Source organism: Pseudomonas sp. Eth.TT006 (assembly GCF_054456575.1).
The window spans coordinates 26,258-43,115 of sequence record NZ_JBTJEN010000002.1 but is presented as its reverse complement, the minus strand read 5'-3'; the positions used below and the strand labels follow the sequence as shown (position 1 = coordinate 43,115).

The 16,858-nt window shown below is 60.9% G+C and carries 15 protein-coding genes; 4 read left to right on the top strand and 11 right to left on the bottom strand.

Going from position 1 to position 16,858, the window contains the following annotated elements; translation table 11 throughout:
• Nucleotides 1-50: 50 nt before the first annotated feature.
• The 7 genes from ACXR0M_RS03375 to ACXR0M_RS03345 form a co-directional block, all read right to left on the bottom strand.
• Nucleotides 51-1,265 (bottom strand): hypothetical protein, encoded by a 1,215-nt coding sequence (locus tag ACXR0M_RS03375; protein ID WP_458829928.1) that lies wholly within the window; start codon nt 1,263-1,265, stop codon nt 51-53.
• Between the two features lie 324 nt (nt 1,266-1,589).
• Nucleotides 1,590-3,047: an N-acyl-D-amino-acid deacylase family protein gene (locus ACXR0M_RS03370; protein ID WP_458829926.1), complete on the bottom strand. Its 1,458-nt coding sequence runs from the start codon at nt 3,045-3,047 to the stop codon at nt 1,590-1,592.
• Nucleotide 3,048: 1 nt separating this feature from the next.
• Complete coding sequence (locus ACXR0M_RS03365; RefSeq protein WP_458829924.1) at nt 3,049-3,909, bottom strand: MurR/RpiR family transcriptional regulator; 861 nt, start codon at nt 3,907-3,909, stop codon at nt 3,049-3,051.
• 15 nt (nt 3,910-3,924) lie between these two features.
• Nucleotides 3,925-5,274, bottom strand: coding sequence for a GntP family permease (locus tag ACXR0M_RS03360; protein WP_458829922.1), 1,350 nt, complete (start codon nt 5,272-5,274; stop codon nt 3,925-3,927).
• Between the two features lie 294 nt (nt 5,275-5,568).
• Nucleotides 5,569-6,462: an NAD-dependent epimerase/dehydratase family protein gene (locus ACXR0M_RS03355; protein ID WP_458829920.1), complete on the bottom strand. Its 894-nt coding sequence runs from the start codon at nt 6,460-6,462 to the stop codon at nt 5,569-5,571.
• A gap of 96 nt (nt 6,463-6,558) precedes the next feature.
• A complete protein-coding gene (locus ACXR0M_RS03350) occupies nt 6,559-7,476 on the bottom strand; it encodes a LysR substrate-binding domain-containing protein (RefSeq protein WP_458829918.1) in 918 nt (305 codons plus the stop codon).
• Nucleotides 7,477-7,732: 256 nt separating this feature from the next.
• Nucleotides 7,733-8,323: an NAD(P)H-dependent oxidoreductase gene (locus tag ACXR0M_RS03345; RefSeq protein ID WP_458829916.1), complete on the bottom strand. Its 591-nt coding sequence runs from the start codon at nt 8,321-8,323 to the stop codon at nt 7,733-7,735.
• Nucleotides 8,324-8,505: 182 nt separating this feature from the next.
• Here ACXR0M_RS03345 and ACXR0M_RS03340 point away from each other — a divergent pair, with 182 nt between their 5' ends.
• Complete coding sequence (locus ACXR0M_RS03340) at nt 8,506-8,820, top strand: putative quinol monooxygenase (protein WP_458829915.1); 315 nt, start codon at nt 8,506-8,508, stop codon at nt 8,818-8,820.
• On the opposite strand, the gene ACXR0M_RS03335 is transcribed toward ACXR0M_RS03340, so the two are convergent.
• Entirely contained in the window at nt 8,810-9,574 is a 765-nt protein-coding gene (locus ACXR0M_RS03335; RefSeq protein ID WP_458829914.1) for a sulfite exporter TauE/SafE family protein, read from the bottom strand. The two genes, ACXR0M_RS03340 and ACXR0M_RS03335, sit on opposite strands and share 11 nt — an antisense overlap.
• A gap of 232 nt (nt 9,575-9,806) precedes the next feature.
• Here ACXR0M_RS03335 and ACXR0M_RS03330 point away from each other — a divergent pair, with 232 nt between their 5' ends.
• From ACXR0M_RS03330 to ACXR0M_RS03320, 3 genes are all read left to right on the top strand, one after another.
• Nucleotides 9,807-10,688 (top strand): LysR family transcriptional regulator, encoded by an 882-nt coding sequence (locus ACXR0M_RS03330; protein ID WP_458829912.1) that lies wholly within the window; start codon nt 9,807-9,809, stop codon nt 10,686-10,688.
• Between the two features lie 55 nt (nt 10,689-10,743).
• Nucleotides 10,744-11,319, top strand: coding sequence for an NAD(P)H-dependent oxidoreductase (locus ACXR0M_RS03325; RefSeq protein ID WP_458829910.1), 576 nt, complete (start codon nt 10,744-10,746; stop codon nt 11,317-11,319).
• 203 nt (nt 11,320-11,522) lie between these two features.
• Complete coding sequence (locus ACXR0M_RS03320) at nt 11,523-11,933, top strand: MerR family transcriptional regulator (protein ID WP_458829909.1); 411 nt, start codon at nt 11,523-11,525, stop codon at nt 11,931-11,933.
• 69 nt (nt 11,934-12,002) lie between these two features.
• On the opposite strand, the gene ACXR0M_RS03315 is transcribed toward ACXR0M_RS03320, so the two are convergent.
• The 3 genes from ACXR0M_RS03315 to ACXR0M_RS03305 all read right to left on the bottom strand — a co-directional run bounded on the left by ACXR0M_RS03315 (nt 12,003) and on the right by ACXR0M_RS03305 (nt 16,856).
• Entirely contained in the window at nt 12,003-14,618 is a 2,616-nt protein-coding gene (locus ACXR0M_RS03315) for an efflux RND transporter permease subunit (RefSeq protein ID WP_458829907.1), read from the bottom strand.
• A gap of 33 nt (nt 14,619-14,651) precedes the next feature.
• Entirely contained in the window at nt 14,652-15,488 is an 837-nt protein-coding gene (locus ACXR0M_RS03310) for an outer membrane lipoprotein-sorting protein (RefSeq protein ID WP_458829905.1), read from the bottom strand.
• Nucleotides 15,489-15,560: 72 nt separating this feature from the next.
• Nucleotides 15,561-16,856 (bottom strand): DUF1302 family protein, encoded by a 1,296-nt coding sequence (locus ACXR0M_RS03305; RefSeq protein ID WP_458829903.1) that lies wholly within the window; start codon nt 16,854-16,856, stop codon nt 15,561-15,563.
• Nucleotides 16,857-16,858 lie beyond the last annotated feature (2 nt).

Here is a 16,858-nt window from a genome sequence, read left to right as displayed (position 1 = left end):
GTGTAGGGTGCGCCCGCGTGTGGCGGGCGAGTAGGACTCAAACCGCTGGCTCAGCGCACGGTCTTGAGCGTGAGGTCATGGTAGTAGAAGCGGTTCTTGTCGGTTCGGGCAAAGAAGAAGTACCCGTAGTCCTGCAAGTAATAATACGTATCGACTCGCTCATACTCGTCATTGTCCCGCCGGCAGGACAGCTCTTTGGCCCCGCCGCTCAACGTGGCATTGAGTTCACTGGCGAAAAGGTCTCGCACGACCGTGCATTCGTTGCTGCGGCTGATCTCGCTGGACTTGCCGATCAGCGAGTTGAACGAGGTTGACCGAGTGGTGTAACCGAGTTTGCCGTTGACCGGCATGTGCCGCCAGTCGCCAGTAAAGGTGAGCGCTTCCAGGCTGGAGCTGTCCTTCATCGACGAAGCCTGGCCCGCACCGTACTGGCTTTGTCGAACCAGATCGAACAGTCCTCGGAAAGTCACGCTATTGCCCTCGTAACTCTTGCCCGTCAGGCGCTGGGAAGACTGACCGCTGGCAGCGTCGACACTCAGGAAACGCTCTTCGCGCATATCCGAGGTGGTGGATTTGAACGTGGATTTGCCCACAACCTCCACGTAGCTCAGGGGTTTGCTGACCGAGGGCATGTTCAGGCTCTTGATGGCAGAGAGTGCCGCCTCGGAGACCTTCGGCAGGGTCACCGGCAGAGTCTTCTTGGCACGCGGTACGAATACCGGTAGTTGTGCGATGGATTGCGGGTTTTCGCACGCCAGTTTGAACAGCATTTCGTAATCGGCATTGCTGCCGGCGATTGCTGTGGATGTCAGGGAAATACGGTCCTGACCATCGGTCACGCTATTGTCGGCATTGAGGTCATACCCGGCGACCTGACGGAAAACCTGCTTCGCGCAATTGACTGCGTAGTGCTCACGCTTCTGTGCGTAAGGTGCGTCGTAGGGCATATCGAAGGCTACAAACGGATTGTCGTAGGCCGCCCAGAACTTTAATTCGCCACCCTCGTTCTTGAAGCTGTTGCGATCAATCAATACCCACTGCTCTTCGCCACTGCCCTTGACCACCCGCCAGTCCGGCTGCGGTGTTTGTGCGCAGGCACGGACAAAGTCCGGGTTGCGCTTGAGCGCTGGATAAGCTGCGGCAGGTATCGGCAGGCCCACACTGTACTGGCGGCCATTGGCACCCAGATAGCGACGAACAGTACTGGTCAGGTAAAGCAGTTTTCCCTGATCCGCCGTGCACGACGCTTCAAGTTGCGCGAGCATCCCCGAACCCGCCTGATTTTCGCCTGATTCACTGACTTGAAAGCTCAGGACATCGCCTTCGCGAACAATCGAATCCGTCACGATCGGGCGCTGAAGCATCCCGGTGGTTTCAGCCCGGGCAGCAGTCCGATTGGCCTGAGGACCGACGCAGCCCGTCAACAGCGTGGCGGCTACAAACAAACAAACGCGGTACATGAAACTCCCTGGGCGACAGACGCCAAATCCACTGAATGTCAGCGATTCGGCTTGGCTGAAGGAATCTTTAATTCCAATGTGCCATCACTGCACCAAAATCCAGATCACGTCGCAAACTCGCAGCTGCAGTTATACAAAACCTTTGCGCAGGTCATCTTCACGGGCGAGGAACCGTCCGGCGTGACGTCCTGAAGCCTGCCCCTCCTGGTAGCTCAACACCCCGTTGATCCACACTCCATCAATGCCTTGGGCAGCCCGCTGCGGGTCATGGAAATCCGCGACATCGCGCACCGTCGCCGGATCGAACAACACCAGATCCGCCCAATAGCCTTCACGAATCTCGCCGCGCTCGTGCAAACCAAACCGTGCCGCCGACAGGCCGGTCATCTTGTGTACCGCGGTGTGCAGCGGAAACAGCCCGACATCGCGACTGAAATGGCCGAGCACCCGTGGGAAAGCGCCCCACAGGCGTGGGTGCGGGAATGGGTCTTCCGGCAGGCCGTCAGAACCGACCATCGACATCGGATGAGCAAGGATTTTTCGTACGTCCGCCTCATCCATCCCGTAGTACACAGCGCCCGCCGGTTGCAGACGCTTGGCCGTGTCGAGCAGCGGCACGTTCCATTCGGCGGCGATGTCGATCAGGTCGCGACCGCTGACTTCAGGATGCGGCGTCGACCAGGTGATGGTGATGCGATGGGCATCGGTCACCTGCTTCAGATCCAGCGTCGAAGAACTCGCCGCGTAGGGATAGCAATCGCAGCCTACGTGCTGGGTTTTCGCCGCGTCTTCCAGCGCCGCGAGCAACTGCGGACTGCGCCCCCAGTTACCGACGCCAGCGCACTTGAGGTGAGAAATGATCACCGGTGATTGCGAGTGACGGCCGATGCCGAACGCTTCCTCCATCGCCTCCAGCACCGGCTCGAATTCGCTGCGCAGGTGCGTGGTGTACACCGCGCCGAAGGCCGTCAGTTCTTCGCTCAGTTGCTGCACTTCATCAGTCGAGGCGTTGAAGGCACTGGCGTAGGCCAGGCCTGTGGATAAGCCCAAAGCGCCATGCTCCAGACTGTCGCGCAGTTGCTCGCGCATGGCGCTGATTTCTGCTGGTGTCGCGCTGCGGAACAGGTCGTCGAGGTGATTGCTGCGCAACGCGGTGTGTCCGACCAGTGCGGCGACGTTCAGCGTGGTGTTCGCCGCTTCGACAGCGGCGCGGTAGTCGCTGAAACGCGGGTAAACGAACGCGGCTGCCGTCCCCAGCAGGTTCATCGGATCGGGTGGATTGCCCTTGAGGCTGACCGGCGCCGCGCTGATCCCGCAGTTGCCGACGATCACCGTGGTCACACCCTGGCTGAGTTTGGGCAGCATGTCCGGTTGGCGAATGACCACGGTGTCGTCGTGGGTGTGCACGTCGATGAAACCCGGTGCGAGCACGCGGCCAGCGGCGTCGATTTGTTCGCTGGCGCGGGCGTCGTGCAGGTCGCCAATGCGTTCGATGCGGCCGTTGAGAATCGCCACATCGGCGCGATAGCCAGGCGTGTTGCTGCCATCGATAACCAAGGCGTTGCGAATCAGCGTGTCGTACTGCATGTCAGTCTCCCAGCGGCAGGTGATCGTCGCCGCCACGGTATTCGTCGAGGGCCAGTTTGATCCGCCGCAGACGTTCTTGATTGTCTTCAGGGCTGGCCAGCGCCAGCTCGGTGGCGAGCACGTCGATGGCCAGCAGCATGCCGTAGCGCGCCGCCGTCGGTTTGTAGATAAATGAAGTTTCCGCGCCTTGCAGCGGCAGGACAACGTCAGCCAGTTCGGCCAGCGCCGAGTCGGCGCGGGTGATGGCGAGGATGCGTGCGCCGTAGTTGCGCGCCAGCTCGACGGTTTCCAGCAACTCCGGGGTGATGCCGGTCAGCGAGCAGACGATCAGCACCTGTTCGGGATTCAGGCTGGCGGCGGTGACGCGCATCATCACCGCGTCATGACACACCGCAATCGGGTAGCCGAGACGCACGAGGCGCACCTGCAATTCATCGCTGCACAGGGTCGAGCAACCGCCCATGCCGAACGCATGAATCATCCGCGCCCGGCCGAGCATGTTCACCGCATCGGCGAAGCGTGATTCATCGAATCCGGCCAGATGCTGGCGCAGGGTGGTTTCGATATCGCCAACGATCTGCCCGTAGAACGCCGACTGTTCAGGCGTGCCTGCCGGGTCGAGAAAACGACTGCCAACGCCGCTGGCCTGAGCCAGTTGCAGGCGCAGATCACGCAGGTCGCGGCAACCCACCGTGCGGGCGAAACGCGACAGCGTCGCGGTGCTGACTTCGGCAAGTTGCGCCAGGTCTTCGAGGCTGGCGCTCGCGGCAAAGCCGACGTCGTCGAGCATCAGCCGGGCGATGCGGCCCTCGCCGGCACTGAAGGAATCCTGACGGGCGCGGATCTGGTAAAGGATGTCCATGACGGCTGGCTCCGGTTACAGCAGGTAGGAAAGGCCGACGGTCAGAGCGAAAGCGACCAGCGAGATCAGGGTCTCGAGCACGGTCCAGGTCTTGAACGTCTGCGCGACCGTCATGTTGAAGTATTCCTTGATCAACCAGAAGCCGCCGTCGTTGACGTGGGAAAAGATCACCGAGCCAGCGCCGGTCGCCAGCACCAACAACTCCGGGTGTGGATAACCCAGGCCGATGGCCACCGGCGCGACCACGCCGGACGCGGTGGTCATGGCCACGGTCGCCGAGCCGGTGGCGACCCTCATCAACGCGGCGAACAGCCAGCCCATGATCAACGGCGACAGATGGAATTCGTGAGCCAGACCGACGATCTGATCGGTGACGCCGGCGTCGACCAGAATCCGGTTCAAGCCGCCGCCAGCGCCGACCAGCAAGGTAATGCTGGCAGTCGGCGCCAGGCACTCGTTGGTGAATCTGAGGATCGATTCACGGTTGAAACCCTGAGCGATGCCCAGCGTCCAGAAACTCAGCAAGGTCGCCAGCAACAACGCGATTACCGAGTTACCGATGAACAACAGGAACTGATTGAAGCTGCTTCCCGGTGTGGAAATCAGGTTGGCCCAGCCACCGATCAGCATCAGCACCACCGGCAACAGAATAGTCGCCATGGTGATGCCGAACCCCGGCAGTTTGTCGCGCGGTTCGCGGTCGAGGAATTGCCGCTCCAGCGGGTTATTCGCCGGCAGTTGAATGCGCGGCACGATGAACTTGGCGTACAGCGGGCCGGCGATGATCGCGGTCGGAATGCCGATGGCAATCGCGTACAGCAAGGTCTGCCCGACCGACGCCTGATACGCCTGTACCGCCAGCATCGCCGCCGGGTGCGGCGGCACCAGGGCATGCACCACCGACAGGCCGGCAACCATCGGCAGACCGACCATCAAAATCGACACACCGACCCGCCGCGCCACGGTGAAGGCGATCGGTACCAGCAAGACAAAACCGACCTCGAAGAACAGCGGCAAACCAACCAGAAACGCGATACAAACCATCGCCCAGTGCGCATTCTTCTCGCCGAACCTTGCGATCAGCGTACGGGCCATCTGCTCCGCACCGCCGGACTCGGCCATCATCTTGCCGAGCATCGTCCCCAGCGCCACCACCAGCGCAATGTGCCCCAGCGTCTTGCCCACCCCGGCCTCATACGCCCCCACCACAGCCGACGGCGGCATCCCCGCCACCAGCGCCAGGCCGATGGAGATCAGGGTGATGACAATGAACGGATTGAGCCGGTAACGCGCGATCAACACGATCAACGCGATGATGGCGACGGCGGCATAGATCAGCAGCCAATAGCCGAAGGAAGGCGTCATGCGGTACTCCTCGAAAGGGTCACGTTCGAATGGGTTGTGAAACTCATAAATCATTTCGAGATCGAGTTTTCAAACCGCATGAAAGTAATTTTCGTGGAGAGGTAAGGGGTGTCGCTGGAAGGTACGTATTGTCGCGATGAATGAAAATTCCGGGGTGGGATTTACATCATCTCCAAAGGAACACAAGGTCCTGTGGGAGCTGGCTTGCCAGCGATGATGGCTGCACATTCAATATAGATGCTGACTGGTCGAGCGCTATCGCTGGCAAGCCAGCTCCCACAGGGTTGGCGGCGTTTACACCACCTCGTGACGAATCCATTCCACCACCGACGTACGCTTCGGCGCCCAGCCCAGCATTTCGCGCGCGTGTTTGCCGCGTACCCGGCTGTTGGAGCCCAGGCCGTAGTTGGCCATTTCGTAACCCCATTCAGCCTCGGCGTCTTTCAGCGGCCAGTCCTGTGGCTCGCCGAGGTTCAGGGCCTGGGCCATGGCAGTGGTCATGTCGCGGAACGAGGCTTCGCCGCTTTCGACGAAGTAGAAGGTGCCCGGTACGTTCTTGGTCAGCGCCAGCAGGTACAGGTCGACGACGTCTTCGATGTGCACGTTGGACCAGATGTTCTGCCCGGTGCCGACATGGCGCACCACACCGCTTTTGCGGGCCTGTTTGAGCAGTCGCGGCAATTGCACGCTGTCGCGTTTGACGCCCAGGCTGTGGCCGTAGATCAGCGTGTTGCAGATTACCGCCGAGTTCACGCCATCGTTGGCTGCCGCGAGGATCAGGTTGTCGATGGCCACACGCGCCGCTTTGTCGACAGTCGGCTCCGGCAGGTTGTCTTCGTAGTAGATAACGTCGCTGGATTTGCCGCCCGAAGCATCGCCGACGATGCTCGAACCGCTGGTGTGCAGGAACACTTTGTTCGACCCGCGCAAAGCATCGAGCAAGGCTTCGACGGCGCCGCGATGGTCGCTGCTGGCGGCGTTGATCACCGCATCGGCGGCGCGGGCCTGTTCGGCGAGCAACGCGCTGTCTTCGAGGGTGCCGATCACCGGGGTGATGCCCAGTGCTTTCAGTTCATCGGCCTGCTCGGCGCTGCGCACCAGACCGGTGACTTGATGCCCGGCCTGGACCAGACCGGTAGCGATGGAGCCGCCGATAAAACCGGCGGCGCCGGTGATGAATACGTTCATGGAGAAACTCCCTGCGTGAATAAGTGATGCAGCGAGTATCGACCGGTCTACCTGATGGAAAAACCCGCCCTCGGCCAAATCACTGTTGCGCAGAGGTCACGAATCAGCCTTGAAGTCGGCGCTGGCGTACGCAGCAAGTTTGCTCTGGATAAAGTCGAGGAAGCACTGAATGCGCAGCGCCAGTTGCGAGTTGCGGTAGTACACCGCGTTGATTGGCTGGCGATAACCGCTGTTGAACTCACCGAGCAAGACTTTCAAGCGCCCGGCGCGGATGTCGTCGATGGTCATGAAGTGCGACAGGCAGGCGATGCCCTGCCCTTCCAGCGCCAGCTGGCGCACGGTCTCGCCGCTGGAGGCGCTGATCGCCGGGGTGATTGGCCAGCGGTCGCCGTGCACGTAGCGCAGCGGCCACTGGTTGAGGCCTTCGTTGTGGGTGAAGCCGAGCAGGCTGTGCTCGCTCAAGTCGGCGACTTGCAGCGGCGCGCCGTGCTGCTCCAGGTACGCCGGACTGGCAACGATCAACAGCGGACTGCAGCCCAGCGAACGCGCATGCAAGGTGGAATCGGCCAAGGTGCCGATGCGGATGGCGACGTCGGTGCTTTGTTCCAGCAGGTCAATGATCAGGTCATTGCTGTTGAGTTCGAGCTGGATGTCCGGGTACAGCCGGCGGAACTCGTCGATGTACGGCACGATGGCGTGCAGCATGAACGGCGATGCGGCATTGATCCGCAGGCGTCCGGACGGGGTTTGCTGGCGGGACGACAGGCGCTCTTCGAGGGCGTCCATCTGGTCGAGAATCAGCTTGGCCTGTTCGAAGAAATACTTGCCCTCTTCGGTCAGATCCATGCGCCGCGTGGTGCGGTTGATCAGCGTGGTGTCGAGTTTGGCTTCCAGCCGCGACAAGGTGCGGCTGACCGCCGACGGCGTCTGCCCGACCTGCTCGGCAGCGGCGGAAATCGAACCGCACTCGATCACGCAGACGAAAATCTGCAACTCATCGGATCTGGCTTTCACGGGGGTCCCTTTGAATAGTCCTCACCTTCGTATTGTGGTGAAGGTCACCGATTGTGGCGAGGGGATTTATCCCCGATGGGCGCGTAGCGCCCACGCTTTTCTAGAAAGGCGGGGCTGCTGCGCAGCCCATCGGGGATAAATCCCCTCGCCACAGATAAATCCCCTCACCACAGATAAATCCCCCAACACAGATACCCCCCCCCGAACACAGACAATCTCCTCACCACAGTTGAAGTCGCTTTCGCCGCAAAGCACTTCAAGCCTTGAGACCAAACACTTCCTTCAAATGCTGCTCATAACGCGCCACATCATTCTCGATGTTCGGCCGCTTCATCACGTCCACACAAAGGAACGTCGGCAAAGCTGTCATGCCGAGGAACTGGTTAGCCTTGTGGAACGGGAAATACACCGCGTCGACACCCTTGGCTTCGAAGAAATCAGTCGGGTCATCGAACGCCTGTTGCGGTGCATTCCAGGTCAGCGACAACATGTATTGCTTGCCCTGGATCAGGCCGCCGCTGCCGTACTTCTGCGAGGCATCGGAACGGGTGCGACCGTCACTGGCATACAGGCTGCCGTGGCCTTCGGTGAAGACTTCATCGAGGTACTTTTTCACGGTCCACGGCGCGCCCATCCACCAGCCCGGCATCTGATAAATGATCACGTCGGCCCAGAGGAATTTGGCCACTTCTTCGGCGATGTCGTAGCCCTCGTCGATGAACGTGGTTTTGACATCCAGACCGCCGCGATCCAGCACGCTGATCGCGGTTTCGTGCAGGGTGGCGTTGTAACGACCGTCGGAGTGGGCGAATTTCTTGCCGCCATTGAGCAACAACACTTTTTTCATCAGAACGCCTCGCGCAGCCCATGGGCTGGAGAAAGATGGGAAAACCAATGGCGGCAGGTTAACCATCCCTCTCGCGCGGAATAAGCCGCGTTGGCGCAAAATACATTTGATCAAAAAGCACGAATCGAGCGCCGATTGTTGCAATAGCATTTGCAGCCATCAGCCTTTGAGGAGTTGTTTCGATGAGTGAACACCACGGTTTCATCCTGCATGCCAAGACCCGCCCGGAAAAAGCCGAGGCCTTCGAAGCGCTGTTTCGCGCCTATGTCGAACCGAGCCGCGCCGAGCCCGGTTGCATCGAATACCACATGCTGCGCGACCAGCAGGACCCGACGCTGTTCATCTTCTACGAGATTTGGGAGAGCCAGGCGCACCTCGACGTGCACTCGAACCTGCCGCACATGCGCGAGTTTTTCGACAATCGCATGCAGTACCTGGAGCGCGACTTCGAGATCCGCCGGATCGACATGCTCAGCGCCTCGTCGGCTAAGCGCTGATCAGCAGATGGGCGCCGAGCGCGCCCATCCCGAGAAAAAATACCCGCTTGAACACCGCAGCGCTGATCCGCTGGCGCAGCCATTGGCCGAGCCACATGCCCAGCAGCGCCGGAATCAGCGCCAGCAGCGAGGCGCTCAACTCGCCTGCGCCCAGCGCGCCGCGCCAGAACAATCCGGCGGCTAGTGCCAGGGTCGACACGGTAAACGACAGGCCCAGCGCCTGCACCAGTTGATCGCGGTTCAAGCCCAGCGCCTGCAGATACGGCACCGCCGGGATCACGAACACCCCGGTGGCCGCAGTGATGACGCCGGTGATCAGCCCGCAGACTGGGCCGAGCCAGCACTCATGCCGGCGATGGACCTGCAGCGTCGGTAGCAGCAACCCGCTCAACGCATACAGCAACAACGCCGCGCCCAGCCCGCGCACCACCCAATGCCCACCCGCCATGCCGATCCACAATGTGCCGATAGCGGTGCCGAGAACGATCATCAGCAGCATCGGCCACAGGCGTTTGATCAGCGCTTGCAAGTGCCCGCCGAATGCCAGTTGCCAGACATTGGTCAGCGTCGCCGGAATGATCAGCAATGCGGCAGCCTGCGCTGGTACCATAGCCAGACCGAGCAGGCCCATGGCGACCGTGGGCAGGCCGAGGCCGATCACGCCTTTGACCAGACCGGCGAGGATGAAAGTGGCGAGGACCAGCAAAGACAAGGCCGGGCCGAGGTTTTGGTAGAAGTCTGTGAGTGTGATCATGGCGCTACTGTGCGCCTCGGGTGAAGGGTTGAAAATCTGCCATATACTGAGGGTGCCTCTGGCCATGCAAGAGGCTGAGAATTTGTTTTGCGGCTGATGGCCTCTTCGCTGGCAAGCCAGCTCCCACAGGTTTCAGCGTGGATCACAGAATTTGTGCACAACACAAATCCTGTGGGAGCTGGCTTGCCAGCGATAGGGCCAGTCCAGACACCACAAAAACCACAGGCTACCCATGCACTTCGACCTCACCGACCTGCGCCTCTACCTGCACACCCTCGACAGCGGCAACATCACCGCCGGCGCCGCCCGCAGCCATCTGTCGCTCGCCGCCGCCAGCGCGCGGATCCGCGCCATGGAAGCCTCGCTGGGCATTGAGCTGCTGCAACGCGGGCGACGTGGCATCACCCCGACGCCTGCCGGCAAGGCGCTGGCCCGGCATGCGCGGATCCTTCTGCAACAGGCCGAACGCCTGCAGCAGGATCTGGCCGACTACGCCAACGGCGCCAAAGGTCAGGTACGGCTGTTGTGCAACACCACGGCGATCAGCGAATACCTGCCGGAAGTGCTCGCCGACTTTTTGCGCGATCACCCCAACCTCGACATCGATCTGCAGGAATTGCCCAGCGCCCGCATCACCCACGCCCTGCGCCAAGGCACGGCCGACTTGGGGATCGTCTCCGACGCGGTCGATACCCACGACTTGCAGACCCTGGCGTTTCGCGCCGATCCGCTGCTGCTGATCATGCCCCATGGTCATCCGCTGGCAAACAAAGCCTCGCTGAGCTTCGCCGAAACCCTGGCCCATGACTACGTGGCCCTGGGCAGCACCAGTGCGCTGGCGATTCATCTGGAAGAACAGGCGCTGCATGTCGGCCAGCGCATGGCCATTCGGATTCGCGCCGACGGCTTCGACGGCCTCACGCGCATGGTCGCGCGCGGGGCGGGACTGGCGATCGTGCCCAAGATCGCCGTCGAGCGCTGGCCCTCGGCGGACTCGTTTGCCTGTGTACCGCTGGAAGACGCCTGGGCCAATCGCACCTTGCATCTGTGCGCACGCAATTTTGCGCAACTGCCGGCCTATGCCCAGGCCCTTTTGCAGGCGTTGACGCCTTGACTCTACCGCTAGGGGCAGACTCTATGCTGTGAGCTTCTTTTCAGGAGTACACACGATGAGCAAACGAATGCTCGTGATTCTCGGTCACCCCTCCAACGACAGTTTTTGCGGAGCATTGAGCGATACCTACGTCCAGGCGGCCAAGGACGCCGGGCATGAAGTGCGCCTGATGCGTCTGGATGCGCTGGAGTTCGATCCGGTCCTGCACGAGGGCTACAACAAGATCCAGCCGCTGGAGCCGGATCTGCTGCAGGCGCAGGCCGACATCACTTGGGCCGAGCACCTGACTTTCGTTTATCCGATCTGGTGGGGCGGGATTCCGGCGCTGATGAAGGGCTTTCTCGACCGCATCTTCCTGCCCGGCTTCGCCTTCAAGTACCGCGAGGGCAAAGCCTTCCCGGACAAGCTGCTCAAGGGCCGCACCGCGCATTTGCTGGTGACCATGGACACGCCGTTCTGGTATTACAAATGGGTCTACGGCATGCCGGGACTGCATCAGGTGCGCAAGACCACCCTGGAGTTCTGCGGGGTCAAGCCGATCAAGACCCTGACCTTCGGCCCGATGCTCGGCTCCAAGCCGAACCAGCGCGACACCTGGCTGCAACAGGCCCGGGCCTGCGCCGCGTTCTGAGCCTGTATCCGCTGCTCAACTGACGGCGCAGTCGCCGCCGTCAGTCCCCCTTTCCCGGGCCCCTGCCGAGTCCGTCCGTCAGCTGCGCGCGTCATTTGCGCACAGTTGCAACCTGCCGATGGTATTCCCCCTATAATCGCCCGCCGATCAGGCCCCAACCTGGTCGCGCTACGCCTTTGTTTTGCTCATCGAGACGGATCTTTATGTATATCGGCAAAGCCGCCCAGCTGTCGGGCACCACAGTCAAAAGCATTCGCCATTACGAGGAAATCGGCCTGCTGCCGCAGCCCAAGCGTGAAGGCAAATACCGGATCTACAGCCAGGAAAGCGTCGAAGTACTGACGTTTATCAAGTGCGCCCAGCAACTGGGTTTCAAGCTCAAAGAGCTGCAGGTCATCCTCAACAACTACCGCGGCGAAGAATTCCCTTGGGACATGGCCGAGCATGCCATCGCCCGGAAAAAAGCCGAGCTGGTGGCCCAGATCGGCGATTTGCAGCAGTTGTACGATGGTCTGGAAGCGTTCGAAAAAAATCTTCACGAAGCGCGGCTGGAATGTCAGTTCGAGCGCAACGCCCGGCAGGGGGAAAAAACCCCAGGCGCTACGCTGAACTGAAAACCCTGTTGCGACGCCTGACCCGCTTTGCCTGGCGTATCAGGGCAAGCGAACCCGGCGGATCGACACTCAGCCCGCCACAGCCTCGCCGACTACAGGTTGCCCCGGAGCAGGTCGGGCAACCGGCGCAATCGCCGCAAAGAACCACGGCGACACCAGCGTCACCAGAACAATGGTCATGACGCCGCTGGAGAACAGGGCCATGGCCACCAGCGCGCCGAGGTCGACAATCGGCTTGAAGTCGGAAAACAGCAGCGCCATGAAACCGACGGAAAAGATCACCACGTTGATCACCGTAGAGCGACCGACGCTGTGCATGGCTTGCAGGATTGCCGCATCGATCTCGATGCCCTGCTGCACCAGCAGCTTGATCCGCGACAGCAGGTGCACCGCGTAATCGACCACGCCGACCACCAGGAACGTCACCAGCGTGGTGCCGATGTTCAGCTCGATGTTGAACAGGAACATGAAGCCGTAGACCGTCACCGAAGTGGTCAGCAGGGTCAACATGCCGAGGATGCCGAGGCGCACCGACTTGAGCCAGTACATCATCATCAGCGTGACGACCAGCAGCGCCAGGGAAAAGCTCAGCACCTGGCCCTGAGTGATTTCCTGCAACACGCCGGTCCAGATCAACGGCGTGCCGGCGTGGGTCACTTCGAGGTTGGCCGGTTTGTTCACCAGCAGCCAGGCATCGAGGCGATCGAGCATGCCCTGATAGTCGCTGGCGACCGACGAGGTCATGGTGTACAGGGTCAAGGCCTTGGAGAAGTCGGCGTTGAGTACGTTGTTCAGGTCTGAACCGCCGCCGTTTTCGAACAGCATCACATGCTGCTCGATCAACGAATTGCCCGGCACTTCAAAGCGCTCGACCTGACCCTCGTCATTGACTGAGGTGACCTGTTCCATGGCGTTGGGCACGCGCAGGTAATCAGGGTTCATGTCGTTAAGCACCAGGTTCATGCGCTTGACGTAGGTCGCCAGCGAGTAGCCGTAACTGACGTTCGGCTGCTGCTTGATGAAGTGGTCGAGCTTGTCGATGAACTGCACCACTTCGGTGGTCAGCACCCCGCGCGGTTCCTTGCTGTCGATGGCGATCCAGCCCGGCGCCGTGCCCGCGACTTTGGCGTGGTTGATGAACTGGTCCGACACGCGGATATGGCTTTCCGGTTTGAAGTAGGCGATGCCCGAATCTTCGATATCGACGCGGAAGGTGAACACCGTGGCCAGCGCCAGCAACGGCAGCACGACCAGCAGAATCGGTTTGCGAAAGCGGATCATCCACGCGCAGAACGCCACCAGATAACGCGAGATGATCGATTCCTTGTGCGCCTCGACCTTGGCCTGCGGCGCCTGATCCTTGCCCCAGATGGAGATCCACGCCGGAATCAGCAGCAGCGAAATGATCAGCGCCGCCGTCAGGCCGATGGACATGAACACGCCGAAATTGCGGATGCTGACGATGTTGTTGGTAGTGGAAATCATGAACGTGGCAATGGTCGTCACCGTGGTCAGCACCACCGGCACCACCATCAGACGCTGGGTTTCGCGGTTGGCTTCGCGGTTGCTCTTGCCGGCGTTTTTCTGCTCGTAATATTCGGCCATCACATGGATCGCGTCCGAACAGCAGATGGTGAACAGGAACACCGGCAACACGCTGGTCAACAGGTCGAACGGCACCCGCAACAGCGCCATCAGACCCAGGGTCCAAATGGTGCAGAACAGGATGTTGAACAGCGGCAACAGCACGCCCAGCGGTTTGCGGAAGAAGAACATCAGCAACAGCGTGATCAGCGCAAACACGATCGGAAACAGCACCGCCAGGTCATGGTCGATGATTTCCTGCTGGGCGGCGATGAAGATCGGCATGCCGGCAATGAAGATCTCGTCCTTGTACTCCGGATGCTCGGCCTGATACTGCGCGACGATGCCGCGCACGATCTGATAGGCACGCAATTGCGCCTGCGCGTCGTCCTGTTTGGTGCCGAGTTCGGCCACCAGCATCGCGACTTTCTTGTCCTTCGACACCACGCCGTCGACCATCAACTCGTTGCCCATGATCTGTGACTCGACCACGGCCGGGTCCATGTCGTAGGCGTTGAGAGTCTTGTGGATCAACAGTTCGCCGTCGTCGGTGAGGACGATGTTTTCCAGGTCGCCCATCGAGGCCATTTCGCGGATCGGGTTGATCCGCTCGGCGAGGAAGGTCAGGAACAGTTGATCGTGCGAATCCCAGTTCTGACTCTGCGCATGGTCACGCAGGGCCTTGGCCTGGGCGTAGTCGTTCTGGGAAAAACCGTCTTGCAGAATGTCGCGGGTCAACAGTTGCGCGCGACTGTCATTCGGGTACTTGGCGACGATTTGCGCCAGTTGCTCCTTGTCGGCGTCGTTGGCCAGAATCATCTTGCGCACCGACTGCGACATCGAAAACAGCGCATTCAGCGTCTGCTTGTTGAACACCGTCTGCGGGTTGTTCAGCGCCACCATCACCGAGTCGAAGGTGCCGGTGAATTCACCCTGCAGATCGATGATGGTCTTGCGCGCCGGGTGGCTTTCCTTGAGCAGATAAGGGTTGGTGTCCGAGACCAGCGCGCCCAGCGTATAGGTGAAATACGCGGTAATCGCCACCAGCAGGAAAACAATCGCCCGCGCATGGCGCTCGACGAAATTCAGATATCTTTCCATGATCATGTGTTCCAGGGTCGTCGGGGGCGGCGCTTAGCGGGCAGACACGGAAAATTCCGGCAGGTCGCCGGTTTTCAGGCCGCGCTTGATCGCGGTCTGGGTAAACAGGCGGTCTTCCAGCGCAACGTTGTACTGCAACTGGTTGAAACGCATTTCCGAGCGGGTGCCGTCGATGAAGTGCTCGGTTTCACTGAGCACGATGCTGTCGATCGAATCGATGGTCTCGACCTTCTGCGTGCGCATCTGCTTGATCAGCACACCTTTGACGTCGAAGAAGTCCTGACGCATGACCAGGAAATTCTGCTTGTCGATCCACACCTTGAGTTTGTTGTAGCCGGTCTTGGCCAGCACTTCCGGAGACGCCGGTTCACGCTCGATCACGTAGCAGTCGCGGCCCTTGATCTGCTCTTCGCCCACCAGCTTCTGCGAGTAATCCTTGACCCGGATCTTGTCCAGATCGGCATAGGAATATTCACTGCCCATGAACGAGCCGCGCTTGTCGGTGGTGGAGATGCGGCGGGTCTGGCGGCTGACCGGCAGGTACATCCACTGGCTGTCTTCCAGACCGAGGGTTTCGTGGGGGTTTTCGATGTGGAACGCAACATCGCGCACGTCGGTCGGCGCGGAGAAATACATGCTGAATTTGTCGCTGTCCGGGTAATCCTTTTGCAGGTAGGTGAATTCACGAACACGGGTATTGCCCTTCTTGTCGTGAAGAATCAGCGAGACCTGGGACATGAAGCTTTTCCCGTCATTGCGATCGCGCACCTGACGGATGATTTCATCGGCGTTGCTGCCGTCGGCAGCATGGGCGCTGACGCCACTGAGGATCAACGCGGTGACGGTCAGACTTTTCAAAAGCGGCAACATCGCAATTCCCTTTTCGTTGGATAAATACTTGGATTGGCGCCCGCGCCACCGGCGGCAGGCAGGCGTCACGGGTTAAAACAGATAGCCGGCGGACAGCCGCACTTGATCGCGTTTGCTGTACTCGCCGAAGGCCCGGTCGGGTTTGCCGAAGAACACGTCCACTTCCAGCCCCAGCTTGATGTAGTCCACCGGTTTGTAGGTGAAGATGCCCTGCAACAAGGCGTTGTCCTTGAGCGGCGGCGAAGCGGCCGCCACCAGTCGGCTCTTGAGTCGATCCTGCAAATGGGTGCCCTCGGCCGACAGGGTGAACAGCGGCTCGCGCTTGTCCTGCAGCATCCCTTCCTGCCAGTCGAGCAACACTTGCTCCTGCCATTGCGCGGAGATCAGCCAGTCACGCCACAGGTAATCGACGCCCAGCAACGACTTGACCATCGAGGTGCTGTCGGCGCCGTAGGCGCGGGTCGGGTTGGTCACGCGCCAGTTGTCGAACCAGGCCACCTCGCTGCGCACCACGATGCTGTGTCCGGCATCGATCGCCAGCCCGGCACCGCCCATGGTGTAGCGCGGAAACTGCCTTTCGAGGCGCGTGCGACCGTCATCGGCCAGGCCTTCGACGGCGTACACCGGGTCCTGCTGACGCGCACTCAGCGCGACGAAACTGGTGTCCACCGCGCCGATCCGGCCATTGGCACTCAAGCCGTAGCCATAGCCGTCGTCGCCGTCGTAACCGGGTTTCGAGTCGAGCAGGAAATACTCCGGATCCGGTGCCGCAAACAGCGGCGCGGCAAACTCGCTGCCCGCCACCGGAGGCTGGTTCTTGACGAAATCGGTGATCCACAGCGCTTCCAGTTCCCACTCGCCCACCGGCTGCGCCACGCGCACCATCGGCACGGCGATGCGGCTGTCTTCGAGCAGCGGGGTCAGGCCGTCGCGGTAGTCCAGCGGGTTGATCTGGTCGAGCACGCGCAACTCGTCGGCACGGCCCCAGACCACTTGTTGCCAGCCGACCGTCACTTCACCGTCGCCCAACGAATGGCCGACATACAGATGCCGCCAATCGGCGTCGAAGCGGTACTTTTCCCGGGCGCGCTCGCTGTACGGATTGTTGCCGTCGTAGCGCGCGTCGTAACGCACCCGGCCCTTGGCCTTGTAATAGCCGCCGTCCCAGTTGTCCTCCAGATTGGCCTTGAAATACATGGCCTGCTGCGTGACCTGATCGTCACCGTGCAGGCGCAGGGCGGTGGCCACGCCGATTTCGGCGTCGGCGTAATCGGGCTTGAGGTCGTCGATTTCCAGTGCCGCGAGGGCCGCCGGCGCGGCCATGCAGGCCCACACCGTGCAGGCGATGCGCTTGAGAGATCCTGGCATCG